This window comes from Streptomyces sp. NPDC024698 (genome assembly GCF_055559015.1).
On the sequence record NZ_JBVHLK010000005.1, the window covers coordinates 328,906 to 353,731 of the forward strand.

Below are 24,826 nucleotides of genomic sequence, written 5' to 3' on the forward strand. Positions count from 1 at the left end.
CCCGTCCCCTCTCCCCATCGGACGGCACCCACGTTATCGCGAACCGTTGACTGTCGTCACCAACACGATACGCTCCTTGTGCGAGCCCACCACGACGCCCACCACGACGGCCATCGAGGCAGCCCATCAAGGCAAGGGGGCGAGACGCCATGGACCTTGTGGATCCCCTGGATCCCGCAGCCACCCCGGGGCCGGCACGCTCGGCCCACGTCGACACCTTCGCGCGCGACCATCTGCCGCCCCCCGGCCAGTGGCCCGACCTCCGCTTCGACCTTCCCGGGCTGCGCTACCCCGCCCGGCTCAACTGCGCCGTCGAGCTCCTCGCGGACACCGACGCCGGCCGCCCGGTGTTCCGTACGCCGTCCGGGGCGCCCTGGACCTACGGGCAGCTGCGCGCCCGGGTCGACCGGATCGCCCATGTGCTGACCGGAGAGCTGGGCGTCGTCCCGGGCAACCGGGTGCTGCTGCGCGGTCCGACCACGCCGTGGCTGGCGGCCTGCTGGCTGGCGGTGCTGAAGGCGGGCGCGGTCGCCGTCACGGTGCTGGCGCAGCAGCGGTCGCACGAACTGAGCACGATGTGCGGGATCGCGCGGGTGACGCACGCCCTGTGCGACGTGCGCTCCGTCGACGACCTGGTCAAGGCGGAGGTCCCCGGGCTGCGGGTGACGACGTACGGCGGTGACGCGCCCGACGATCTGCTGCTGCGGATCACCGGCGCCCCCGACGGGCCCTTCGACGCGGTGGACACGGCCGCCGACGACGTGGCGCTGATCGCCTTCACCTCGGGCACCACCGGACGGCCCAAGGGCTGTACGCACTTCCACCGCGATGTGCTGGCGATCGCGGACACGTTCTCTGAGCATGTGCTGCGCCCGCGCGAGGACGACGTCTTCGCGGGCAGTCCCCCGCTCGGCTTCACGTTCGGGCTCGGCGGTCTCGTGGTCTTCCCGCTGCGCGCCGGGGCGTGCTCGCTGCTGCTCGAACAGGCGGGCCCCAAGCAGCTGTTGCCCGCGATCGCCGAGCACCGGGTCTCCGTCCTGTTCACCGCGCCGACCGCCTACCGGGCGATGCTGGCGGAGCTGGCGGAGACGGACGGGCACGACATCGGGTCGCTGCGGCGCTGTGTGTCCGCCGGTGAGAACCTGCCCGCCGCGACCTGGCGGGACTGGAGCGAGCGCACCGGGCTCGGCATCATCAACGGCATAGGCGCCACCGAGCTGCTGCACATCTTCATCTCCGCCGCCGACGGGGACATCCGCCCCGGCACGACGGGGGTGCCGGTGCCCGGCTGGCAGGCGCGCGTGGTCGACGCGGACGGGACACCGGTGCCGGACGGCGAACCCGGTCTGCTCGCCGTGCGCGGTCCTGTCGGCTGCCGCTATCTCGCCGACCCCCGGCAGCGGGAGTACGTGCGCGACGGCTGGAACATCACCGGTGACACCTATGTGCGCGACCCCGACGGGTACTTCCGCTATGTCGCCCGCGCGGACGACATGATCATCTCGGCGGGGTACAACATCGCGGGACCCGAGGTCGAGGACGCGCTGCTGCGGCACCCCGACGTCGTGGAGACGGCCGTGGTCGGACGGTCCGACGAGGCGCGCGGGCAGATCGTGGTCGCCTACACCGTGCTCAGGGAGGGTGCCCACCGGGACGTCGACGCGCTGCGCGCCTTCCTCAAGTCCGAGCTGGCGCCGTACAAATGCCCCCGCGAGATCGTCTTCCTGGACGCGCTGCCACGCACCGCGACGGGAAAGCTGCAACGGTTCAGACTGCGCGAGGAGAACCGTTCCGGCGATCCCGCCGGCAACGCTACGGGCACCGCGCCGGCGCCGGTGCCCGAGGCCGCCGACCCCGCTGCCGACGGCGGCTCGCCCGCGAGCGGCGATCCCAAGTGATCTTGGCCCACTAGAGTGATCAACGTGTCAGAGCACCACGCCCCCCGGTCCCTCATCGTCACCTTCTACGGCGCCTACGGCCGTTTCGCCCCCGGCCCGGTGCCGGTGGCCGAGCTGATCAGGCTCCTCGCCGCCGTCGGCGTGGACGCTCCCTCGGTGCGCTCGTCCGTGTCCCGGCTCAAGCGCCGCGGACTGCTGGAGCCGGCGCGCACCGCGGCGGGCTCCGCGGGCTACGCGTTGTCGCCGGACGCACGGCAGTTGCTCGACGACGGCGACCGCAGGGTGTACGCGACCGTGCCCCCGAAGGACGGTGGCTGGGTGCTCGCCGTCTTCTCGGTGCCCGAGTCGGAGCGGCAGAAGCGCCACGTCCTGCGCTCGCGGCTGGCCGGACTCGGGTTCGGCACGGCCGCTCCCGGGGTGTGGATCGCCCCGGCGCGGCTGTACGAGGAGACCCGGCACACCCTGGAACGGCTACGGCTCGACGGGTACGTGGAACTGTTCCGCGGTGAGCACCTGGGGTACGCCGCCACGGCGGACGCGGTGGCGCGCTGGTGGGACCTGACCTCGATCGCCAAGGAGCACGAGGCGTTCCTCGGCCGGCACGCGCCCGTGCTGCGCGCCTGGGAGGAGCGGACGGACACCCCGCCGGAGGAGGCCTACCGCGACTATCTGCTCGCTCTGGACTCCTGGCGCCATCTCCCGTACACCGACCCGGGGTTGCCCGCGGCCCTGCTCCCCGACGACTGGCCCGGCGCTCGCTCGTCCACCGTGTTCCGGGCGCTGCACGAGCGGCTGCGGGACGCGGGCGCGGAGTTCGCCGGGGTGCCCCCGTGGCCGGGGCACCCGGACACCGTCACGTACTGAGGGTGAGGCGGGGTTTGGGGGCGTCGGTGCGGCCGGTCTGGGGGCGGCGGCTGCCCGCGCGGTAGGGCGCCGGCCAGTCGGCGCCGGGCCCCTCGTAGCCTTGTTCGGCGGCCGCGTGCAGCGTCCAGTTCGGGTCGTACAGATGCGGTCTGGCGAGCGCGCACAGGTCCGTACGCCCGGCCAGGATCAGGGAGTTGACGTCGTCCCAGGAGGAGATGGCGCCGACGGCGATCACCGGGAGGCCGGTCCCGTGGCGGATCCGGTCCGCGTAGGGCGTCTGGTACGAGCGGCCGTACTCGGGGCGTTCGTCGGCCACGACCTGGCCGGTCGACACGTCCACCGCGTCGGCTCCGTGCGCGGCGAAGGCCCGGGCGATGGCCACCGCGTCGTCCCCCGTGGTCCCGCCCTCGGCCCAGTCGGTGGCGGAGATGCGGACGGTCATCGGCCGTTCCGCGGGCCACACCGCCCGTACGGCGTCGAAGACTTCGAGCGGGAAGCGCAGCCGCTTCTCCAGGGAGCCGCCGTACGCGTCGGTGCGCAGGTTGGTCAGCGGGGAGAGGAAGCCGGAGAGCAGATAGCCGTGGGCGCAGTGCAGTTCGAGGAGGTCGAAACCGCAGCGGGCGGCACGGCAGGCGGCCGCGGTGAACTGCTCGCGCAGATCGGTGAGCTGGGCCCGCGACAGTTCGCGGGGCGTCTGGCCGCCCGGCTTGTACGGGAGCGGGGAGGCGGCCACGAGCGGCCAGTTGCCGTCCGGCAGGGGTTCGTCGATGCCCTCCCACATCAGCCGGGTGGAGCCCTTGCGGCCCGCGTGGCCGAGCTGGAGGCCGATCGCGCTGCCGGGTGCCTGACGGTGGGTGAAGTCCACTATCCGGCGCCAGGATTCGGCCTGGCGCGCGGTGTAGAGGCCGGCGCAGCCGGGCGTGATGCGCCCCTCGGCGCTGACGCACACCATCTCGGTCATGACCAGTCCCGCTCCGCCCAGGGCGCGGGCGCCCAGGTGGACGAGATGGAAGTCGCCGGGGACGCCGTCCACGGCCGAGTACATGTCCATCGGTGAGACCACGACCCGGTTGCGCAGGGTCAGGCCGCGCAGCCGGAACGGGGTGAACATCGGCGGGGTGCCCGGCGGGCAGCGGAACTCCCGCTCGACCGCGGCCACGAAGCGCGGATCGCGCAGCCGCAGGTTGTCGTGCGTGACGCGACGGCTGCGGGTGAGGAGGTTGAACGCGAACTGCCGGGTGGGCTGGCCGAGATAGCGGTCCAGGTTCTCGAACCAGTCGAGGCTGGCGCGGGCGGCCCGCTGCGTGGAGGCGACGACCGGGCGGCGCTCCTCCTCGTAGGCCGTCAACGCCATCTCCAGTGACGGCTGTTCCTCCAGGCAGGCGGCCAGTGCGAGGGCGTCCTCGACGGCGAGCTTGGTGCCGGAGCCGATGGAGAAGTGGGCGGTATGGGCCGCGTCGCCGAGCAGGACCAGATTGCCGTGCGACCAGCGGTCGTTGACGATCGTCCGGAACGTCGTCCAGGCGGACTTGTTGGCGCGCAGGGGGCGTCCGCCGAGGGCGTCCGTGAAGATCTTGCCGCACCGCTCGACGGATTCCTCCTCACCGAGGTCCGCGAACCCCGAGGCCCGCCAGACCTCTTCGCGCATCTCGATGATGACGGTGGAGGCATCGGCCGCGTACGGGTAGCCGTGGAGCTGCATCACGCCGTGTTCGGTCTCGGCGATCTCGAAGCGGAAGGCGTCGAAGGCGAAGTCGGCGGCGAGCCAGATGTAGCGGCAGCGGTGCTCCTCCACGGACGGCTCGAACACCTCCGCGTGGGCCGCGCGCGTGAGGCTGTGGACGCCGTCGGCGGCGACGACGAGGTCGTACGCCGTCATCAGTTCGTCCACGGGCGGGGCCTCGGACGTGAAGCGCAGGTCGACGCCGAGCGAACGGCAGCGTTCGTGCAGGATCTCCAGGAGCCGACGCCGCCCGAGCGCGGCGAAACCGTGGCCGCCGGAGGTGTGCCGCACTCCTCGGTGCACGATGTCGATGTCGTCCCAGCGGACGAACTCGGCCTGGAGCGCCGCGTACACGACCGGGTCGGCGTGCTCGATGCCCCCCAGGGTCTCGTCCGAGAGGACGACACCGAAGCCGAAGGTGTCGTCGGGCGCGTTGCGCTCCCAGACGGTGATCTCCCGGTCCTGGTCCAGGCGTTTGAGGAGGGCTGCGGCATACAGTCCGCCGGGACCTCCGCCGATCACCGCGACCCGTGCCGCACCACCGCTCACCGGCATCCCGGGCTCACCTCCCCCGCCACTTCGGGGCCCGCTTCTCCGTGAAGGCCGCGTGGAACTCGCCGTAGTCCTCGCCGTTCATGAGCAGGGCCTGGGTCGCCGCGTCCAGTTCGACGGCGGCCGCCAGCGGCATGTCGAGTTCGGCGGTGAGCAGCGCCTTGGTCTGGGCGTACGCGAGTGCCGGGCCGTCGGCGAGGCGGCGGGCCAGCGCCTGGGCGCCCTCGTCGGCATGCCCCTCGTCGGTGAGTTCGCTGATCAGTCCGATGCGCTCGGCCTCGGGCGCGCGCACCGGTTCGCCGAGCATCAGCAGCCGGGTCGCGTGGCCGAGCCCGACCACGCGGGGCAGCAGATAGGCCGCGCCCATGTCGCCGCCGGACAGTCCGACCCGGGTGAAGAGGAAGGCGAAGCGGGCACTGGGGTCGGCCACCCGGAAGTCCGCGGCCAGTGCCAGCACGGCTCCGGCGCCCGCGGCCACCCCGTGCACGGCGGCGATCACCGGGAACGGGCACTCCCGTACGGCCCTGACGACCTGCCCGGTCATCCGGTTGAAGTCGAGGAGCTGCGCGGTGTCCATGGAGAGGGTCGCGCCGATGATCTCGTCGACGTCGCCGCCGGAGCAGAATCCGCGGCCCTCGCCCGCGAGCACCAGGGCGCGCACGGACCGCTCGCGGGACAGCTCGGCGAGCAGGTCCCGCAGGTCCGCGTAGGCGCCGAAGGTGAGCGCGTTGAGCTTCTCGGGGCGGGCCAGGGTGACCGTGGCGACGCCGTCGGTGAACTCGTACCTCAGATGCTGCCAGTCGGCGGTGCGGCCGGCGGAGCCGGTGAAGGGACTCATGGCGGGCGGCCTCCTAGGGCGGGGGCGACGCTGTACGGCTGTCCCGTCAATTTATCACTTGTTCGTGACTGTCGTCACGAGCGCGCGATAGGGCGATCGTGACGCCGGGAGCGTCGGATCAGTCGAACGACCGGTCGGGCGACTGGTCGGGCGGTCGGTCCGTCACCGCGTCACGGAATTTCGACAGGCGCGTAACGACGGGAGCGGACGCGGGAAGAGGACCGTTCGTCCGGGTACACAGCCCGTATCGGACCGAACGTCCCGAAAGGAGGCCCCGGCCGCCGGGGAACACTTCGGACGATGTCCCGAGAAAGCCCACCGCGCGCGTTTCCCCGGCGTGGCCGTACCATTCCTAAGGTTGTCAGCAGGACAGCCTGCTCCACGAACGGACGCGACTTGCACGACACCCCAGCACCCGCCTTCTGGCGCATCGCGCTGCCGCACAGCTTCGCGGCCGTGCCGGTGGCCCGCGCCCTGGTCCGCAGGGCCTTCGCGGACCGGGAGCACGCGGCGGACACCGACACCGCCGAGCTGCTCACCGCGGAGCTGGTCGCCAACGCCGTGGAGCACACCGCGGGCGACGGACCGATAGAGCTGGTCGTGGAGCTGATGCCGACCGGCTGCCGGGTCGAGGTGCACGACCCCGACCCCGCGCCTCCGGCCGACCTCACCCTCCCGCATCCGCCCGGTGAACCGGACCCCTGGCAGGAGCACGGGCGCGGTCTGCTGCTGCTGCGCGCCCTCAGTTCCGCGTGCGGGCACCGCCCCACGGACTCCGGCAAGGCGGTCTGGTTCCGGCTGCCGGTGATCCCCGCCCAGCGGCAGCCCGTGCTTTAGGGCCTGCCCGCCAAGGGTGCGCGGCCGAGGGTGGCGACCATGATCGCCTTGATGGTGTGCAGCCGGTTCTCGGCCTGGTCGAACACGACGGAGTGCGCCGACTCGAAGACCTCGTCGGTGACCTCCAGCGAGTCGAGTCCGTGCGCCTCGTACAGGTCACGGCCGACCTGGGTGCCGAGGTCGTGGAAGGCCGGCAGGCAGTGCAGGAACTTGACGTCCGGGTTCCCGGTGGCCCGCAGCACGTCCATGGTCACGGCGTACGGGACGAGGGCGCCGATGCGCTCGGCCCACACCTCCTTGGGCTCCCCCATGGAGACCCAGACGTCGGTGGCCACGAAGTCGGCGCCCCGCACGCCCTCGCCCACGTGCTCGGTGAGGGTGACGGTGCCGCCGCTCTTCCCGGCGAGTTCGCGGGCCTTCGCGACGATGTCGTCGGCCGGCCAGTAGGCCTGGGGGGCCACTATCCGCACATCCATGCCGAGCAGCGCGCCGGTGATCAGATACGAGTTGCCCATGTTGAAACGGGCGTCACCCAGATAGGCGAAGGCGATCTCGCCGACCGGCCGGGCACAGTGCTCGGCCATCGTGAGGACGTCGGCCAGCATCTGCGTGGGGTGCCAGTCGTCGGTGAGGCCGTTGTAGACCGGCACTCCGGCGTGGGCGGCCAGCTCCTCCACCGCGGCCTGGCTGTCGCCGCGGTACTCGATGGCGTCGAACATACGGCCGAGCACACGGGCGGTGTCCTTCACCGACTCCTTGTGACCGATCTGCGAGCCGACCGGGTCCAGATACGTCGTCGAGGCACCCTGGTCCGCGGCCGCGACCTCGAAGGCACAGCGGGTGCGGGTCGAGGTCTTCTCGAAGATCAGCGCGATGTTCCTGCCGTGCAGATACCGGGTCTCCGCCCCGGCCCTCTTGGCCGCCTTGAGCTCGGCGGCCAGCTCGACCAGGCCGAGGAACTCCTCCTCCGTGAAGTCCAGCTCCTTGAGGAAGTGACGGCCGGCGAGGGCGGTCGGGACTGTCGCCATGGGGGCGCTCCAGGGATGACGGGGACGAGGACGGGACCGGACATCTGGAATTCTATACGAAGCTCAGAATTTATATGCGATCTGTCGTTCGACTCCGCACACCGGGCCCCCGCCCTTCGGCCCACGGGGACCCCTCGGACCGGGCCCCGTCGGACCGGCCCCCCTCAGAACAGGCTCCCTCAGAACAGGCTCCTCAGACCGGGTCGCGTTCGACGGGGCAGCTCATACAGCGGGGGCCTCCCCTGCCCCGGCCCAGTTCACTGCCCGGGATCTCGATCACCTCGATGCCCTGCTTGCGCAGATGGGTGTTGGTGGTGGAGTTGCGCTCGTAGGCGATGACGACGCCCGGCTCGACGGCCAGGACGTTGCAGCCGTCGTCCCACTGCTCCCGCTCGGCCGCGTGGACGTCCTGCGTGGCGGTGAGCACCCGGATCTCGTTGAGGCCGAGCGCCGCGGCGATGGCGCGGTGCATGTGCTCCGGGGGATGGTCGGTGACCTTCAGTTCTTTGTCCCCCGCGCCCGGCTCGATGGTGTAGGAGCGGAGCATGCCGAGCCCGGCGTACTGCGTGAAGATGTCGCCGTCGACCATCGTCATCACGGTGTCGAGGTGCATGAGCGCACGCCGCTTGGGCATGTCGAGGGCCACGATGGTGCGGGCCGAACCGGCCGCGAACAGCTTGTGCGCGAGCATCTCGACGGCCTGGGGCGTCGTCCGCTCGCTCATGCCGATGAGCACGGCGCCGTTGCCGATGACGAGGACGTCACCGCCCTCGATGGTGGAGGGGTAGTCCGCCTGCCCCTCCGACCAGAGGTTGAAGCCCTCCTCGCGGAACAGCGGGTGATGCCGGTAGATCGCCTCGAAGTGCACGGTCTCGCGCTGCCGGGCCGGCCAGCGCATGGCGTTGATGGAGACCCCGTCGTAGATCCAGGCGGAGGTGTCACGGGTGAAGAGATGGTTGGGCAGCGGGCGCAGGAGGAAGTCGTCGAGGTCCATGACATGGAAGCGCACCGAGGTGGGTTCCGCGTGCGCGTCCAGGAACTCGCGCTTGGTCATGCCGCCGACGAGCACGGACGCCAGCTCGGCCGCGGGCATCGCCTCGAAGGCGGCCCGGAGGTGGTCGGTGGCGAGCGGTCCGTACTCCTTCTCGTCGAAGACCCGGTCCAGGACGAGCGATCTGGCCGCCCCGATCGCCAGGGTCTCGGCGAGCAGGTCACCGAACAGATGGACGGTGACCCCACGGTCGCGCAGTACGTCGGCGAATCCGTCGTGTTCCGCGCGCGCCCGGCGCACCCACAGCACGTCGTCGAAGAGGAGCGCGTCCTTGTTGCTGGGGGTGAGCCTTTTGAGCTCGAGATCGGGCCGGTGCAGGATGACGCGGCGCAACCGCCCGGCCTCGGAGTCGACATGGAATCCCATGCCTCCATCCTGACCATCCGGACGCGTGTTCACCCGTGGATCGCCCAGGGTCGCACCCCTTTCATTTCGTCCCCTTGACGATAAGCGGTCCTCTCTATTATCGTCTCGATGACGACAACGAGTGAGCGCAGCCGCCGGGACCGCCCGGCGCCGAGGGGGTACTCATGGCCGACATCACGCGACGCCTCGGCTGGCGCCATCTGCGCGGGGCGCCCACCGCCCATGTCCGGCACCACAAGTCGGGAGAGTTGGCCCACGACGGGCCCGGACTCAGCTTCTGGTACCGCTCACTGACCGCGGCGCTCTCCGAAGTCCCGGTCGACGACCGCGAGTTGGCGATGACCTTCCACGCCCGTACGTCCGACTTCCAGGACGTGGCGGTGCAGGCGACCGTGACATACCGGATCAGCGACCCCGCCGTCGCGGCCTCCCGCATCGACTTCTCCATAGACCCCGACTCCGGTGCCTGGCGCGGCACTCCGCTGGAACAGCTGGGCTCGCTGCTGACCGAGACGGCACAGCAGCACGCGCTCGCCGTCCTGGCCCGCACGACACTGGCCTCCGCCCTGGTCGACGGCGTCGCGGCGGTACGGGAGCGGATCGCGGGCGGCCTCGCCGCCGAACCCCGGCTGCCCGCGACGGGCATCGAGGTGGTCGCGGTACGGGTCGTGGCGCTGCGGCCCGAGCCCGAGGTGGAGCGGGCGCTGCGCACCCCCGCCCGGGAGCAGATCCAGCAGGACGCGGACAAGGCGACGTACGAACGCCGGGCGGTCGCCGTCGAGCGGGAGCGGGCCATCGCCGAGAACGAACTCGCCAGCCGGATCGAACTCGCCCGGCGCGAGGAGCAGTTGGTCGACCAACAGGGCACGAACGCGCGCCGCGAGGCCGAGGAGCTCGCGGCGGCGGACGCGGTGCGCGCCGGTGCGGAGGCGGCCCGGACGGTCCGGCTGGCCGAGGCGGAGGCCACCCGGTCGCTGCGGCTCGCCGAGGCGGAGGCCACCCGCAAGGTGCGGCTCGCGGGGGCCGAGGCGCAGGCGGAGCGCGAGGTCGGCGCCGCACGGGCCGAGGCGCAGGCGGCCTGGCTGCGGGTCCACGCCGAGGTCGACGCCGCCACGCTGCACGCCCTGACCGGCAGCCGGCTCGCGGAGAACCTGCCGCGGATCGAGAACCTCACCATCTCGCCCGACGTCCTGACCGGGCTGCTCGCCAAACTGGGCAACGGGGCCGCCGGGGAATCGGCGTGAGCCTCGCGCCCCGGGTCGTCCTCGTCCACCGGACCACCGAGTACGAGGAGTTGACGGCTCGTCATGGCACGCACGGGCAGGCGGCGTTCTACCTGACCTCGCGCGGCCGGGACATCGCCGAGGTGTACGAGCGGCACCAGCACGTCCGCGAGGCGCTCGCCGCGGTCGTGTCGGCCATTCCGCTGACCTGGCGTCAGGCACGGGTGGAGCGGGCCGACCTGGACCGCTTCCTGTTCGCGCCGGAGGACGTGATCGTCGTGGTCGGGCAGGACGGGCTGGTCGCGAACGTCGCCAAGTACCTCGAAGGACAGCCGGTGGTGGGGATCGACACCGACCCCGGGCGCAATCCGGGCGTCCTGGTGCGGCACCGGCCCGCCGACGCGGGCGCGCTGCTCGCCTCGGCGCACGGCGGTAGCGCCGACGAGCTGACCATGGTCGAGGCGGTCGCCGACGACACCCAGCGGCTGGTCGCGCTCAACGAGATCTATCTCGGGGCGGCGGGCCATCAGACGGCCCGCTATCGGCTGGGGCTCGACGAGTACGGGGGTGCCGTCGAGCCCCAGGCGTCCTCCGGGGTGCTGGTGGGGACCGGGACCGGGGCCACCGGCTGGCTCCGGTCGGTCTGGCAGGAGCGGGGGGAGCGGTTGCCGCTGCCCGGGCCCACGGACGAGCGGCTGCTGTGGTTCGTCCGTGAGGCCTGGCCCTCGCCGGCCACCGGGACCTCGCTGGTGGCCGGGGAGCTCTCCGGGGCCGGGCGGCTGTCCCTCACGGTGGAGTCGGACCGTCTCATCGTGTTCGGGGACGGGATGGAGGGGGATGCGGTGGAGCTGGTGTGGGGGCAGACGGTGCACGTGGGGGTGGCCGGGGTTCGGCTCCGCCTCGTCGGTTGAGGTTTCTGGCCCCTGGGCCCTGACCGGAGTCTCCTCGGCCGGGGTCGAGTGCGTGCCCCGATGGTGCCGAATGGCTGCGGGCCCGGTAGGGGCTTGTCGCGCAGTTCCTCGCGCCCCTGACGGGGCCCCCACCGGGGCTGAGATGCGGCCGCCGGCCCGGTGGGGGCTTGTCGCGCAGTTCCTCGCGCCCCTGACGGGGCCGGGCTCCCCACCGGGGTCAGGAGCGTGGACCGGCTACAGGCGGGGGTCCACCGGTTCGGATTCCAGGGCCAGGACTCCGAAGACCGCCTCGTGGACGCGCCAGAGGGGTTCGCCCTCGGCCAGGCGGTCCAGGGCTTCGAGGCCGAGGGCGTACTCGCGGATGGCCAGGGACCGCTTGTGGTTGAGGAAGCGGCCGCGCAGCCGGGCGAGGTTCTCCGGGCGCGTGTACTCCGGGCCGTAGATGATCCGCAGGTACTCGCGGCCCCGGCACTTGATGCCGGGCTGCACCAGGCGGCCCTGAGCACCGCGCACCACCGCGCCGACCGGCTTCACGACCATGCCCTCTCCCCCGCGGCCGGTCATCTCCAGCCACCAGTCGACCCCGGCCCGCACCGACTCCGGGTCGCCGGTGTCGACGAAGAGCCGCCGGGTGGTGTGCAGCAGTCCGCTCCCGTCGTTCTCCACGAGCCGGTCGATCAGGGCGAGTTGCTCGTCGTGCGGCAGCCCGGCCAGGCTCCGGCCCTGGACGGCCAGGATCTGGAACGGTGCGAGGCGGACGCCGTCGAGGCCGTCCGTCGTCCAGCAGTAGCGCCGGTACGCCTCCGTGAACGCCTGTGCGTCCGCTGCCCGTTCACGCTGGCGCGTCAGCAGCTCCGCGACATCGACGCCCCGCGCCGCGACCCCTTCGAGCGCGGTCAGCACACCGGGGAACACCGCCCCGGACGCGGCGCCGACAGCGGCGTACTGACTGCGCAGCAGCCCGGACGCCTTCAGCGACCACGGCATCAACTCGGCGTCCAGCAGCACCCAGTCGGTGTCGAGCTCCTCCCACAGTCCGGCCTCCGTCGCGGCGGCGCGCACCCGGCCGAGGATCTCCTCGGTGACGGCGGCGTCGCCGAAGAAGGGGCGGCCGGTACGGGTGTACAGCGACCCGGTGGGGCCGTCGACGCCGAACCGCTCGCGCGCCGCCTCGGCGTCCCGGCAGACCAGGGCGACCGCGCGCGACCCCATGTGCTTCTCCTCGCACACGACCCGGGCGACCCCGTCCTCCCGGTACTGGGCGAACGCCTCGGCGGGGTGCTCCAGATAGCCGTCGAGGTGCGAGGTCGCGGTCGGTGCCATGGTCGGCGGGAGGTACGGGAGCAGCCGGGGGTCCACCGCGAAGCGGCTCATGACCTCCAGCGCCGCCGCCGCGTTCTCCTCGCGGACGGCCACCCGGCCCGCGTGCCGGGTCTCGACGGCCCTGCGGCCGTGCACGTCCGCGAGGTCCAGCGGACGGCCCTCGTGACCGCCCGGCGCCTCGGTGACCAGCGGCTTGGCCGGCTCGTACCAGACCCGTTCGGCGGGTACGTCGACGAGCTCGCGCTCCGGCCAGCGCAGCGCGCTGAGCTTGCCGCCGAACACGGCGCCGGTGTCCAGGCAGACGGTGTTGTTGAGCCAGGTGGCGTTGGGGACCGGGGTGTGGCCGTAGACGACCGCGGCGCGGCCCCGGTAGTCCTCCGCCCACGGGTAGCGCACGGGCAGCCCGAACTCGTCGGTCTCCCCCGTGGTGTCGCCGTACAGCGCGTGCGAGCGCACCCGGCCCGAGGTGCGGCCGTGGTACTTCTCGGGCAGGCCGGCGTGGCAGACGACGAGGCGCCCGCCGTCGAGGACGTAGTGGCTGACCAGTCCGTCGACGAACTCCCTTACCGAGGCGCGGAATTCCTCGCTCTCCCGGTCCATCTGCTCGATGGTCTCGGCGAGTCCGTGCGTGTGCTGGACCTGGCGGCCCTTGAGGTAACGGCCGAGCTTGTTCTCGTGGTTGCCGGGCACGCACAGGGCATTGCCGGAACCGACCATGGACATCACCCGGCGCAGCACGCCTGGCGAGTCGGGACCGCGGTCGACGAGGTCGCCCACGAAGACGGCCGTCCGGCCCTCGGGGTGCACGCCGTCGACGTAGCCGAGCTTGCCGAGCAGGGTCTCCAGTTCGGAGGCGCAGCCGTGGATGTCGCCGACGATGTCGAACGGGCCGGTGAGGTGGGTCAGGTCGTTGAACCGCCTCTCGGTCACCACCGACGCTTTCTCGATGTCCGTCACCCCGCGCAGGACGTACACCTTGCGGAAGCCCTCCCGCTCCAGGGAGCGCAGCGAGCGCCGCAGTTCGCGGATGTGGCGCTGGATCACGCGGCGGGGCATCCCGGCGCGGTCGGTGCGCGCCGCGTTGCGCTCGGCACACACCTCCTCGGGCACGTCGAGCACGACGGCGATGGGCAGCACGTCGTACTTCCTGGCCAGTTCGATCAGGCTTCGGCGGCTGTCCTGCTGGACGCTGGTGGCGTCGACGACGGTCCTGCGTCCGGCCGCGAGCCGCTTGCCCGCGATGTAGTGCAGGACGTCGAAGGCGTCGCCACTGGCGCTCTGGTCGTTCTCGTCGTCGGCGACCAGGCCCCGGCAGAAGTCGCTGGAGATGACCTCCGTCGGCTTGAAGTGCCGCCGGGCGAAAGTGGACTTGCCGGAGCCCGAGGCGCCGATCAGCACCACGAGGGAGAGATCGGTGACGGGCAGGACGCGCCCCTGTTCGGTCTGCTCGCTCATGCTGCCTTCTCCTCCTTCGTGTTCGGGGTGCCGGTGGTGCCGGTCGTGTTCGCGGCCAGGGTGAAGACGGCCATCTGGGTGGGCGGGCCGACCTCGGGGTCGTCGAGGCCGACGGGGGCGAACTCCACGTCGTAGCCGTGCCGTCCGGCCACCGCGCGGGCCCAGGAGCGGAACTCCTCGCGGGTCCATTCGAAGCGGTGGTCCCCGTGCCGGGAGTGTCCGGCCGGCAGGGTCTCCCAGCGGACGTTGTACTCGACGTTCGGTGTCGTCACCAGGACCGTCCGCGGGCGGGCGGAACCGAACACCGCGTACTCCAGGGCGGGCAGCCGGGGCAGGTCGAGGTGCTCGACGACCTCGCTGAGCACGGCGGCGTCGTAGCCCTTGAGACGGCGGTCGGTGTAGGCGAGCGAACCCTGGATCAACTGGACGCGGGAAGCCTGCCGCTCGCCCATGCGGTCGAGCTTGAGGCGGCGCGAGGCGATGGTGAGCGCGCGTATGGACACGTCCATCCCGACGATGTCGGTGAACCGGGTGTCCTTGAGCAGCGCCTGTACCAACTGGCCCTGTCCGCAGCCGAGATCGAGGACCCGGCTCGCGCCGGACGCGTGCAGCGCGGCGAGGATCGTGTCCCGGCGCAGCACGGCGAGCGGCACCGGCTTCTCCTCGGTGTCGGCGTCCTCGTCGACGGCGTTGTCGATCTGCTCGACGGCGATGTCGTCGGCCTCGGCGAGCCGCGCGAGTTCGAGCCGCTCCATCGCCTCCCGGGTCAGCGACCGGCGCCGGGCGAGATAGCGGTCCGCGATCAGCTTCTGCTCCGGGTGCCCCGGCAGCCAGCCCTCGCCGGCGCGCAGCAGCTTGTCGACCTCGTCGGACGACACCCAGTAGTGCTTGGCGTCGTCGAGTACGGGGAGCAGCACATAGAGGTGGCGCAGCGCCTCGGCGAGCGTCAGACCCTCGGCTTCCAGTTCCAGGCGTACGTAGCGGGAGTCGCCCCACTCCGGGAAGCGCTCGTCGAGCGGCACGGGCTCGGCCGTCACCGTCCAGCCCAGCGGCTCGAAGAGCGTGCGGACGACACCGGCGCCGCCGCGAGCGGGCAGCGCGGGCACCTCGACGCGCAGCGGTCTGGCCACGGCCGGCAGCTCGGGGCGGGCCGCGCACTGGCCCTTCATCGCGCTGGAGAAGACGGCGCCGATCGCCACGGCGAGCAGCGAGGACGCCGCGTACGGGCGGTCGTTGACGTACTGGGCGAGGGCCGCGTCGGGTGCTCCGCCGCGCCCCTTCCCCTTGCCGCGCCTGACCAGCGCCACCGGGTCGATCTCGAGCAGCAGGGCGGCGGTGCACCGCTCGGCGGTCCTCTCGGGGTACAGCACGTGTGCCGTTCCGTGCGAGGTCGAGAACCGCTGCGCTTTGTCGGGATGCTTGTGCAGCAGAAAGCCGAGATCGGTCGCGGGCCGCTCTGGGGTACCGGTGGTACTGATCGTCAGGAACACGGTGTGTCTGCCTCGGAACGTCTCTGAGCCGCGGGGACCCTGCGGGTCGTCCGGCCGGTGCGCGGTACGCGACCGCCGGACACCGAGGGGCCACGGCGTGGGCGAGCGCGCCCCGGCTGTCGCCGCTCCCGGCTCCGCCGCGGGCTCCGCGGCCCGTTGGCCACGCCGCGCCGCGGCCGACCGCAGGGGCGACGCCTGCCCTCGGCGCGCCCCCACAACGTACAGCGAACGCCCCAGGTGGACCCCCGGTTTTTCGCCGAGCCCGGGGGTGGGACCGTGGCTTACCGGTGGACGGCCCGGGACAGCCCGGACCCGGTCCGCGGGCCGCCCCGGGGAGCGCCCGACGTCAGTCGGACATCAGTCGGAGGTCCCCGGTTCGCGGTGTCCGGCAGCGGCTGCGCCGTCGACGCCCGCGCCGGTGAGCAGGGCGGTGGCGGTCGCGAGAGCGAGACCGTCCAGGCCCTGGCCCTGCATGACGGCCCGGACGCCCGATCCGTCGAAGGCGACGGTCAGCTGGCGCGCGAGCAGTTCGGGGTCCCCGGCTCCGCCCAGCTCCGCCTCCTGCCGGAAGAACGCGGTCAGCGCGTCCTTGCAGCGGCGGGCCACCAGGCTCGCGGGGTGATCCGGCGCCTTCAGCTCGGCGGTCACGGACACGAAGGGGCAGCCGTGGAAGTCCGGCCGGGCGGCCATCTCCTCAAGGCGCGCGAAGACGTGCAGGATGCGCTCACGCGGCGGCCGGCCGTCGTCGGGGGGCAGCAGGAACGCCAGGTAGGCGGGCGCGCTGCGCTCCAGGCTCGCCGCCAGCACGCCGTCCTTGCTGTCGAACAGCTGGTACATCGAGCGCTTGGACACGCCGGCCACCCGGCACAGCGCCTCGACACCGACGCCGACGCCCTCGCGGTAGAAGAGCTCGGCCGCGGCGTCGAGCAGCCGGTCCCGGGTCGGTGAACCGGCGGTCACGGTGGAGGTCGCCTGTGTCATGAGCCCAGCTTACGTTCTCCGCTTGCCTCAGGGAAACCGATCGGTTTACAGTGCGGGTGACGCTAGAAAACCGATCGGTTTACGATGGGCCGGTGCGACGCCCGGCACAGCCGGCCGCGCCGCGACCGCCCCGTCCTCCCGATTCACGGCAGCCCTCAAGAGGAGAAGCTCATGACCAGCATCGAAGGCTCGGTGGCACTCGTGACGGGTGGCAGCCGCGGCATCGGCAAGGCCTTCGTGGACGCGCTGTACGAACGCGGCGCCCGGAAGGTCTACGCGACCGCCCGCGACCCGCGGACCGTCGCGCACCCCGACGCGGTACCGCTGGCCCTGGAGGTCACCGACCCCGCGTCGGTCGCGGCCGCCGCCGCGCGGGCCCAGGACGTCACCGTGCTGATCAACAACGCGGGAGCGACGACCCCGACCTCGTTCCTGGACTCCCCCGTCGAGGACGTGCGGCGGGAGTTCGACATCAACTTCTTCGGCCCGCTCCTCACCACCCGGGCCTTCGTCCCGGTCATGGAGCGCAACGGCGGTGGTCACATCCTCACCGTCCACTCGGTACTGTCCTGGGTCACCGTGCCCGGCGCCGACGGCTACAGCGCCGCCAAGGCCGCCCTGTGGTCCCAGAGCAACGCGCTGCGCCTGGAGCTCCGGCCGCGCGGCATCAGGGTCACCGGTCTGCACGTCGGCTACGTCGACACGGATCTGACCGCGAGCCTGGACGTACCCAAGGTCACCGCGCGCAGCGTCGCGACGCAGGCGCTCGACGGGATCGAGACGGACGCCCACGAGGTCCTCGCCGACGCGCTCACCCGCCAGGTCAAGGCCGGCCTCTCGGGAGAGCTGAGCGATCTGTACCCCCAGCTCGCCGGGCAGCCGTAGCCCGTCACGGACCTCACCCCCGGGCGGTCCCGCCCGCCGCCGGCCCCACCGACGAAGGCCCGCCGCGGGCCCCGGGCCCAGACCTTTCACGACGGGCGGCGGCGTGCCAGCGGTTCGACAGGGGACACCTGTTGTGACCGGTGCATGATGGATACATGGATCTTCGAGTCTTCACAGAACCGCAGCAAGGCGCGACCTACGACACGCTGCTCCGCGTCGCCAAGGCCGCCGAAGACCTCCATTACGGAGCCTTCTTCCGCTCTGATCACTATGTGCACATGGGTTCCGTCGACGGGCTCCCCGGCCCCACCGACGCTTGGATCACCCTGGCCGGCATCGCCCGCGAGACGAGCCGCATCCGCCTGGGCACCCTGATGACCGCCGGAACCTTTCGCCTTCCCGGCGTGCTCGCCATCCAGGTCGCCCAGGTCGACCAGATGTCGGGCGGCCGTGTCGAACTCGGCCTGGGGGCCGGATGGTACGAGGCCGAGCACACGGCGTACGGCATTCCGTTCCCGAAGGAGAAGTTCGGGCGGCTGGAGGAGCAGCTCGCCGTGGTCACCGGGCTGTGGGGCACGCCGGTCGGCGAACGCTTCACCTTCGAGGGGACGTACTACCAGCTCAAGGACTCGCCCGCGCTGCCCAAGCCCGCGCAGACGAAGGTGCCCGTGCTGATCGGCGGCCACGGCGCCCGGCGGACCCCCGCGCTCGCGGCGCGCTACGCCGACGAGTTCAACATCCCCTTCGCCGGAGTCCCGGACACGGAGCAGCAGTTCGGCCGGGTCCGCGCCGCGCTGGAACAGGCCGGGCGCAAGCCCGACGAACTCGTCTATTCCAATGCGCTGGTGGCGTGCGTCGGCCGGACCGACAGTGAGGTGAGGCGACGGGCGGACGCGATCGGGCGCGATGTCGACGAGCTGAGGGCGAACGGGCTCGCGGGTTCTCCGGCGGAGGTCGTGGAGCGGATCGCCCGCTATCAGGCGGTCGGTTCGCAGCGGATGTATCTCCAGATGCTGGACCTCACCGACCTGGACCATCTGGACCTGATCGCCTCCGAGGTGGCATCCCAGCTCGACTGACCGTCTCCCGCGGGGCACCCCGGCCCGGCCGGACGATCGGGTGTCGCGGGCGGTTCCGGGCGGGTGTCGCGGGCGGTTCCGGTCGGGTTCCTCGCCACGGCCGGGCCGATCGAGGCCCGCGGGCCGGCTATCCGGCGGCCGAGTCCCGTTCCACCACGCGTCTCTCGTCCCGCACCTCGAGGCGTCTCAGCATCTCCAGGACGCGGTCCCGGGACTCGTCCGCCGCGTCGATCGCCTCCATGCACTGCCAGTACGTGCCCTCGTCGTCCGCCGAACAGGCGACGCCGACCAGGGCTATGCCGACCTCGGCGAGGAGGGCGCCGAGACTGAGCAGTGACTCACGCGCGTCGCCCAGCTCCGTGAGCCGGGCGGCCCGTAAGGCACCGATGTCGAGGGCGTGGTCGCCGAGCACACCGCAGCCGCGGCCCGCCAGCTCGGTCAACCCCAGGGCCTCGCCCCGGAGTTCAGGGGGTCCGGACACGGCGAGACGGCTGCCGATCGCCTGTGCCAGGGAATGCGCCTGCCATGCCTCCGCCATGACCTCCGGAGTCTCGCCGCTCTCCGCCAGGGCATGTCTGCTCGCCGCGATGAGCCGCACCGCTTCCATGCGCTGCCCCCGTCTGTCCGACGCGCTCTCGCGCGTACAGCCGAACTCCCTTGTTCACTACCCAGAGTGAGGGCGCTTGAGACAGAAAGCCAGAGGAAGCCCGAAATCTGTGGACACGGAATCGCATCGGAGCCCGACGGCGACTACGGAGAGTGTCAGATTCCGTTTCGAGTGACGCCGGGCGGGCGCTGGGCAGGCCTCGGGCGGGCACCGGGCGGCGAGGCGCCCCGTCAGGGGTTACCCGGCGCCGGGAACCTCCGCTCGTTCCGGTCGATCTTCGCGTCGAGGGCCGCGAGCGGGTCGATCCCCAGCACCTCGCAGAACTGGAGCAGATACGCGAGCACGTCCGCGACCTCGTCGGTGACGCGGTGCGCGGTGTCCTCGTCCCGCATCACCCGGGCCGACTCGTCCGGCGTCAACCACTGGAAGATCTCCAGGAGTTCGGACGCCTCCACGCTCAGCGCGGCGACCAGGTTCTTGGGTGTGTGGTACGGCTGCCAGTTCCGCGCGGCCGCGAACTCGGCCAGTCTGCGCTGAAGCGTCGCCACGTCCAGTTCACTCACGCGGTCAGGTGTATCACCCCGCCCGGCTCCTCACGACCTCAGATCCACCACCGTGACCCCGGCCGCTCCGGACACGTGCGTCCCGTCGCGGACCGTGCCGAGCAGCCGGATGTGCCCCCGCTCGCACATCCGCGCCGCCAGCCGCACCAGTTCCCCGGCCTGCCGGGCGTCCAGTCCGCGGTCGAAGCCGTCGGCCAGGACCGTCAGCGACTGGAACGCGGCCGGCACCTCACCCGCCGGGTCGACCTCCAGGACGCCGGGCCCGGTGAGCAGCACGAGGGCGAGCGCGAGATACCTCAACTCCCCGTCCCCGAGCAGTCCGAGGGGCGTACGCACTCCGTCGCCGCGGTCGAGGAAGGCGCGGACGGTGCCGTCGCCCAGCACCTCGGCCGACACGTCCGTGACCGGGCCGGCGCATCCGGCGTCGACCGCGGCGACCAGATGGGCGTAGCGCCGGCCGCACTCCGACCTCGTACGCCACAGGACTTCGGCGAGGTTGCCGCAGCCGCGCAACAGGCGTCCGGAGCCGAGCGGAACGGGGGCCCGCATGGAGTCCGGGTCCGGATCGCAGACGTAGACGGACCGCAGGGCGAGCACCATCTGCTCGGCGGCGGCCAGGACTTGGCGCTCCCCGGGGGTGCGGCCCGCGACGCGAAGGGGCAGCAGCGAGGTGCCGAGACGGTCGTCGGGGAGCGGGACCCGTGTCACCGAGGACGTGCCGCCCGTGTACCAGGCCGCCTGGACGAACGGGCGGCCCGGGTCGCGCAGCGCCGTCTCCAGCAGGGTCCGCCCGCCCGCCGACAACCGCTCGCCCACGATGCGCAGTTCGGGCTCGGCCTGGACGGCGACGTCGAGCCGGACCGGGCCCTCGGGGCCGTCGACCGTGCAGCCGATCCGGAAGCCCCTGCGGTGCTGGGCGTCGGCCCGGGACCGCTCGGGAACGCAGGCGACCGGGTCCGGGAACACCTCGGGCAGCCCCGCCCCGGCGCCGAGCCGCGCCAGCGCCTCGTACGCCCGCAGGGCGGCCGTCTTGCCGCTGCCGGTGGGGCCGTGCACGAGGGTGAGCGGTCCGAGCGGGAACCGGACGCGGCGGTGGGCGGCGAAGGCGGCGAGCCGCAGCTCGGTGACGCCCGGACGGACCGGGCGCGCCTCCACCGCCGTGGGCGCTTCCGGAGAGGACAGAGTCATATGCCGAAGGTAGGCCGCCCGCGGAAGGCGAACCGTTACGTCCGGGGGACCTTCCTACGATCGGGGGACGAAACCCCCGATCAGGAACAGGCGTCGTCAGACGCCGGGAACGCCGACGCCTTCCATCAGCCCGCGCACCTCTGTCCCCGGGGGCGTCAGCAGGAACACGTTCCGGTCGACCCGGTGCATCCCGCTGGCGAGGCCGAAGACCACGCCCGTACTGAAGTCCAGGACCCGCTTGGCGACGTCGGTCTCCGCCCCGGTCAGATCGAGGAGCACGGGGATGCCGGACATGAGGGTCTCGGCGACGTCGCGGGCGTCCGCGAAGACGTTGACCCGCAGGACCACGAAGCGGCGCCGCGTCTCGGTCTCGGCCTCGGGGACCGACCGGTGACGCACCGCCGACGGCCAGGCGTCCCGGCCGCGCAACGGAACGACCTGGGCGAGCCCTTCCCATTGTTCATCGGTGACGTCGTGGCCGGTCATCGGCCCACCCCGTCCTGGCTCGCCTTCATTGTCTGCACCGGGCAATTCTTACGCATGGTCACCCGTTCGGCCCAACAGCGACACGGTCCGCGACCCGGACCCGGATCCGTCGCGTGCGGCAAGCTACGTATATACGAACCAATCCATCCCGCCGACAGCAAGCGAGGTCTCCCCGTGAGCCTGAGCATCCGCAATCAGCTCCCCGGCACCGTCACCTCCGTCACCCCCGGTGAGGTGATGGCGACGGTCAAGGTCCGGCTCGACGCCGGACAGGAGATCACCGCGGCCGTCACCCTGGAGGCCGTACAGGACCTCGGTCTGACGTCGGGCTCGACCGTGCGGGCCCTGGTCAAGTCCACGGAGGTCTCCCTCGCGACCGGGCCGGTGGAAGGACTGAGCATCCGCAACCAGCTGCCCGGCACGGTCACCGGTGTCACGACGGGCGGCGCCATGGCCAGCGTCAAGGTCCGGGTCGCGGGCGGCGAGCTGACCTCGGCGATCACCCGGGACGCGGTCGCGGACCTGGGCCTCGCCGCCGGTTCCGAGGTCGTCGCGCTGATCAAGTCCACCGAGGTGTCGCTGTCCAACGCCTGACGCGCCCGGCCCCCTCTTACTCGCCTCACACCCGACTCTTCACGTCCCGTCGAGCGCCGCTCACCAGCTGGAATTAGCGTAAGGGGCCGTGTACTCGGCAGAGATCAAGCCGGCGCCGACGCGCCGCCAGGCCCCTTCGACACTCCCGTCCGGCGGGCCGGTCACGCGCTGGAACCCGGACGAGGCGCCCGCGCAGTGGCACCGCGTCCTGACGCTCCTGGCCGACATCAGCCTGTTCATCGGCACGCGCCCGCTGTGGGCGCAGGCCGCGAGCCACCGGCTCCTCGTCGCCGCGATCGTCTCGCTCTGCTACGCCTCGATCCTGGCGACCGGCGTCCTGACCCTCGTGGTGCGCCGGGGCCGCTCACTGGCGCGGCTCGACCTCGTCGTCCTGCTGACCGCGGTGACCCTCGTGGTGTGCGGACTGGTCATGAACCACCAGGGCAGCGACGAGTCGGTCCTCACCACCCAGGCCGCCCACGAGTTCGCCGCCGGCCATCAGGTCTACGGGACCCCGTGGCCCTGGCTCTTCCGCCACGGCGTCGCCCTCACGGCGACGATGAACGGCGGCTACGACTACACGTACGGCTATCCGCCGCTCGCGCTGATGCTCACCGCGCCGCTGCTGTGGGTCGGACACGGCTCGATGGCCGCCACGATGGTCAGCACCGGGGCCCTCGTCACGGGCGCGGTCGTCATGTGGCGGATGCTGCCGGTGCCGTGGCGGTCCGCGGCGACGCTGGTCTGTCTCGGTCTGGGGCTGCTGCCGACGTACGCACGGCTCGGCTATCCGGCGATCCTCGCGTGCGCCCTGCTCATCCCGGTGGTCATGGGATGGCCGCGGATGGGCCGCGGCGGACGGGGCGACCTCGCGCGGGCGGTCTGTCTCGGGGCGGCGTGCGCGGCGCAGCAGCTCCCCTGGTTCCTCACCCCGTTCCTGCTGGCCGGGGTGTACGCGCTGCGCCGCGGCGACCTCGGCGCGCGGGCGGCGGCGATCGCGGTCGGCCGGATCGTCGGCGTCGCCGCCACCACCTGGCTGCTGATCAACGCGTACTTCATCGTGAGCGAGCCGCGCTCCTGGTTCTCCGGGATCGCCCTGCCCCTCACCCAGGACGCGGACATCCACGGACAGGGCCTGGTCGGCATCTCGCTGTACTTCACCGACGGAAGCGACCGCCTGGCCTGGTACGCGCACGCGAGCCTGCTCCTGGCGGCGGCCCTGCTGGCGCTGTTCGTGCTGTTCGTGCGGCGGCTGGGCCCCGCGGCGACGGTGCTGCCCTGGTGCGCGTTCTACGTGGCGACCCGTTCGCAGGACGGGTACTACCTGCTGATGACGCCGCTGTGGGTGGCCGCCGCGATCACCGCGCCCTGGCAGTCCTTCCGGACCGCGTGGCAGCCCCGCCCGGCCTTCCTGCGCGGTCCGCACCGGCGCGGGGCCCTCATGGCCGCGGTCGCCCTGCTGCTGGCCCCCTCGGCGGCGGCGGTGACGCTGGCGGCCACCGGGTCACCGCCGCTGCGCATGGAGGTCACCGAGGCCCGCCGGGCCGCCGGCTCCCTGACCGGGCTGACGGTCGGCGTCACCAACCTCGGCGACGCGGCCCTGAGCCCGCACTTCACGCTGACCACGGGCCAGGGCCTGAGCCGCTACTGGTCGGTCGCGTCCGGCCCGTCCACGCTGGCCGGCCATGCCTTCGGCCGCTACGAACTCCGTCCCCCCGACGGGAAGTTCACCCTCCCGCGAGCCGGCGTACGCATGCGGCTGCGAGCGGTCTCGCCGACGCCGATGACCCTGTCGAGCACGGACCTCCACCTGCCCCTCACCCACCCCTGAGGATGCGCCGCCCGCCCCGGGCGGTGAATCGGTGCACGCGGGTGTTCCGCGGGCAGGGGCGCGTGCTGCAATGTCCCGTCGCCCGGCGGTGAGCGAACCCGCGCACCGCATCGATCCGTGCCGGATCCACTCCGGGCCCGCGAGGTCGTGAAGGTCAGCGTCGCCGAGTCCACGGGACAGTGATGTCGATGTCGAAGACGGCGGATTTCTCGCACCGCAGGGGTGCCGCGTTCGTGTCGGGCGGCACCGGGGGCATCGGCGCCGCGGTCGTACGGATCCTCGCCGAGCGGGGCAGTGACGTGGTGTTCACCTACCGGTCCAGCCGGGAGGCCGCCGAGGCGCTCGCCGCCGGGCTGGCGGAGGAGTTCGCGGACCAGGGCCGCCGGGTACGGGCCCTGCGGCTCGACCTGGGCGAGGAGCGGGCCGTGGCCACCGCCGTGGCCGAGGCGGCCGCGGAGTACGGCGGACTGCACACCCTCGTCCACGCGGCGGGCCCGCATGTGCCGATGACCCACCTGAGCAGGGTCACACCGGCCGCGTTCCGGGCCCAGCTCGACGTCGACGCGGGCGCGTTCTTCAACCTGGTCCATCCCGCGCTGCCGCTGCTGCGGGAGAGCCGGGGCAGCGCCGTCGCCGTCACCACCGTGGCCACCCGCAGGTTCCCGGTGCGCGACGGGCTCTCCTCGGGCCCGAAGGGAGCGGTCGAGGCGGTCGCCCGCGCCCTGGCGGCCGAGGAGGGACGCTACGGCGTCCGGGTCAACTGCGTCGCCCCCGGCATGCTGACCGACGGCATCGCCGCCCGGCTGATCGGTTCCGGCGAACTCGACGACACGGCACTGGAGATGACCCGCCGCAACACCCCGTTGCGCCGCTTCGGGACCGCCCGGGACGTCGCCGAGGCCGTCGCGTTCCTGGCCTCGGACCGCGCGGGCTTCATCACCGGCCAGGCGCTCGGCGTGGACGGCGGATACAGCGTGTAGCCGCGCAGGGCCCGTCCGGCCCTTCCTGCGCGCGCGGCGGCCTCCCTGGGGCGCCGCGTCCGACAGGAGTTAG

At 72.4% G+C, this 24,826-nt stretch carries 21 protein-coding genes; 10 read left to right on the forward strand and 11 right to left on the reverse strand.

Translation table 11 applies throughout. The features are described from left to right. The first annotated feature begins 149 nt into the window (after positions 1-149). Together ACZ4AA_RS14790 and ACZ4AA_RS14795 are read left to right on the forward strand one after the other, a co-directional pair. Entirely contained in the window at positions 150-1,898 is a 1,749-nt protein-coding gene (locus tag ACZ4AA_RS14790) for an AMP-binding protein (RefSeq protein WP_467601051.1), read from the forward strand. 15 nt (positions 1,899-1,913) lie between these two features. Next, on the forward strand, positions 1,914-2,762 hold the full coding sequence (locus ACZ4AA_RS14795; RefSeq protein WP_467601053.1) for a PaaX family transcriptional regulator: 849 nt from the start codon (positions 1,914-1,916) through the stop codon (positions 2,760-2,762). On the opposite strand, the gene ACZ4AA_RS14800 is transcribed toward ACZ4AA_RS14795, so the two are convergent. Further along, positions 2,752-5,040 (reverse strand): bifunctional salicylyl-CoA 5-hydroxylase/oxidoreductase, encoded by a 2,289-nt coding sequence (locus ACZ4AA_RS14800; protein WP_467601055.1) that lies wholly within the window; start codon positions 5,038-5,040, stop codon positions 2,752-2,754. The genes ACZ4AA_RS14795 and ACZ4AA_RS14800 overlap by 11 nt on opposite strands. A 7-nt stretch (positions 5,041-5,047) precedes the next feature. Further along, a complete protein-coding gene (locus ACZ4AA_RS14805) occupies positions 5,048-5,875 on the reverse strand; it encodes an enoyl-CoA hydratase family protein (RefSeq protein WP_467601057.1) in 828 nt (275 codons plus the stop codon). Positions 5,876-6,271: 396 nt separating this feature from the next. Between ACZ4AA_RS14805 and ACZ4AA_RS14810 the strand changes: the two genes are divergently transcribed. Continuing rightward, a complete protein-coding gene (locus ACZ4AA_RS14810; protein WP_467601059.1) occupies positions 6,272-6,712 on the forward strand; it encodes an ATP-binding protein in 441 nt (146 codons plus the stop codon). Here ACZ4AA_RS14810 and argF read toward each other — a convergent pair. Further along, a complete protein-coding gene (gene argF / locus ACZ4AA_RS14815) occupies positions 6,709-7,740 on the reverse strand; it encodes an ornithine carbamoyltransferase (RefSeq protein ID WP_467601061.1) in 1,032 nt (343 codons plus the stop codon). The genes ACZ4AA_RS14810 and argF overlap by 4 nt on opposite strands. A gap of 193 nt (positions 7,741-7,933) precedes the next feature. Next, positions 7,934-9,157 carry an arginine deiminase gene (locus tag ACZ4AA_RS14820; RefSeq protein ID WP_467601063.1) on the reverse strand — a complete coding sequence of 408 codons (1,224 nt, stop codon included), beginning with the start codon at positions 9,155-9,157 and terminating at the stop codon, positions 7,934-7,936. 164 nt (positions 9,158-9,321) lie between these two features. Between ACZ4AA_RS14820 and ACZ4AA_RS14825 the strand changes: the two genes are divergently transcribed. Next, positions 9,322-10,401, forward strand: a complete 1,080-nt coding sequence (locus ACZ4AA_RS14825; RefSeq protein WP_467601065.1) for an SPFH domain-containing protein — start codon at positions 9,322-9,324, stop codon at positions 10,399-10,401. Further along, on the forward strand, positions 10,398-11,291 hold the full coding sequence (locus tag ACZ4AA_RS14830; RefSeq protein ID WP_467601067.1) for an NAD(+)/NADH kinase: 894 nt from the start codon (positions 10,398-10,400) through the stop codon (positions 11,289-11,291). The genes ACZ4AA_RS14825 and ACZ4AA_RS14830 overlap by 4 nt, the downstream gene beginning before the upstream one ends. A gap of 234 nt (positions 11,292-11,525) precedes the next feature. On the opposite strand, the gene ACZ4AA_RS14835 is transcribed toward ACZ4AA_RS14830, so the two are convergent. From ACZ4AA_RS14835 to ACZ4AA_RS14845, 3 genes are all read right to left on the reverse strand, one after another. Then, positions 11,526-14,069 (reverse strand): polynucleotide kinase-phosphatase, encoded by a 2,544-nt coding sequence (locus ACZ4AA_RS14835; protein WP_467601069.1) that lies wholly within the window; start codon positions 14,067-14,069, stop codon positions 11,526-11,528. Beyond that, on the reverse strand, positions 14,066-15,559 hold the full coding sequence (locus tag ACZ4AA_RS14840; RefSeq protein WP_467601071.1) for a 3' terminal RNA ribose 2'-O-methyltransferase Hen1: 1,494 nt from the start codon (positions 15,557-15,559) through the stop codon (positions 14,066-14,068). The genes ACZ4AA_RS14835 and ACZ4AA_RS14840 overlap by 4 nt, the downstream gene beginning before the upstream one ends. A 357-nt stretch (positions 15,560-15,916) precedes the next feature. Then, positions 15,917-16,540, reverse strand: a complete 624-nt coding sequence (locus ACZ4AA_RS14845) for a TetR/AcrR family transcriptional regulator (protein ID WP_467601073.1) — start codon at positions 16,538-16,540, stop codon at positions 15,917-15,919. Between the two features lie 171 nt (positions 16,541-16,711). Between ACZ4AA_RS14845 and ACZ4AA_RS14850 the strand changes: the two genes are divergently transcribed. Continuing rightward, complete coding sequence (locus ACZ4AA_RS14850; protein ID WP_467601075.1) at positions 16,712-17,425, forward strand: SDR family oxidoreductase; 714 nt, start codon at positions 16,712-16,714, stop codon at positions 17,423-17,425. Positions 17,426-17,580: 155 nt separating this feature from the next. Beyond that, positions 17,581-18,504, forward strand: a complete 924-nt coding sequence (locus ACZ4AA_RS14855) for an LLM class F420-dependent oxidoreductase (RefSeq protein ID WP_467601077.1) — start codon at positions 17,581-17,583, stop codon at positions 18,502-18,504. A 127-nt stretch (positions 18,505-18,631) separates the two neighbouring features. Here ACZ4AA_RS14855 and ACZ4AA_RS14860 read toward each other — a convergent pair whose 3' ends face one another. The 4 genes from ACZ4AA_RS14860 to ACZ4AA_RS14875 all read right to left on the reverse strand — a co-directional run bounded on the left by ACZ4AA_RS14860 (position 18,632) and on the right by ACZ4AA_RS14875 (position 21,348). Further along, on the reverse strand, positions 18,632-19,111 hold the full coding sequence (locus ACZ4AA_RS14860) for a DUF6099 family protein (RefSeq protein ID WP_467601079.1): 480 nt from the start codon (positions 19,109-19,111) through the stop codon (positions 18,632-18,634). A gap of 230 nt (positions 19,112-19,341) precedes the next feature. Beyond that, entirely contained in the window at positions 19,342-19,674 is a 333-nt protein-coding gene (locus ACZ4AA_RS14865; protein ID WP_467601081.1) for a nucleotide pyrophosphohydrolase, read from the reverse strand. 30 nt (positions 19,675-19,704) lie between these two features. After that, complete coding sequence (locus tag ACZ4AA_RS14870; protein ID WP_467601083.1) at positions 19,705-20,862, reverse strand: AAA family ATPase; 1,158 nt, start codon at positions 20,860-20,862, stop codon at positions 19,705-19,707. Positions 20,863-20,958: 96 nt separating this feature from the next. Continuing rightward, a complete protein-coding gene (locus ACZ4AA_RS14875) occupies positions 20,959-21,348 on the reverse strand; it encodes a cell division protein SepF (protein WP_467601085.1) in 390 nt (129 codons plus the stop codon). Positions 21,349-21,522: 174 nt separating this feature from the next. Between ACZ4AA_RS14875 and ACZ4AA_RS14880 the strand changes: the two genes are divergently transcribed. The 3 genes from ACZ4AA_RS14880 to ACZ4AA_RS14890 all read left to right on the forward strand — a co-directional run bounded on the left by ACZ4AA_RS14880 (position 21,523) and on the right by ACZ4AA_RS14890 (position 24,753). Further along, the gene (locus ACZ4AA_RS14880; RefSeq protein ID WP_467601087.1) at positions 21,523-21,942 is read left to right on the forward strand and encodes a TOBE domain-containing protein; all 420 of its coding nucleotides are present in this window, start codon (positions 21,523-21,525) and stop codon (positions 21,940-21,942) included. Between the two features lie 88 nt (positions 21,943-22,030). Then, positions 22,031-23,773 (forward strand): hypothetical protein, encoded by a 1,743-nt coding sequence (locus tag ACZ4AA_RS14885; RefSeq protein ID WP_467601089.1) that lies wholly within the window; start codon positions 22,031-22,033, stop codon positions 23,771-23,773. 188 nt (positions 23,774-23,961) lie between these two features. Beyond that, the gene (locus tag ACZ4AA_RS14890) at positions 23,962-24,753 is read left to right on the forward strand and encodes an SDR family NAD(P)-dependent oxidoreductase (protein ID WP_467601091.1); all 792 of its coding nucleotides are present in this window, start codon (positions 23,962-23,964) and stop codon (positions 24,751-24,753) included. Positions 24,754-24,826 lie beyond the last annotated feature (73 nt).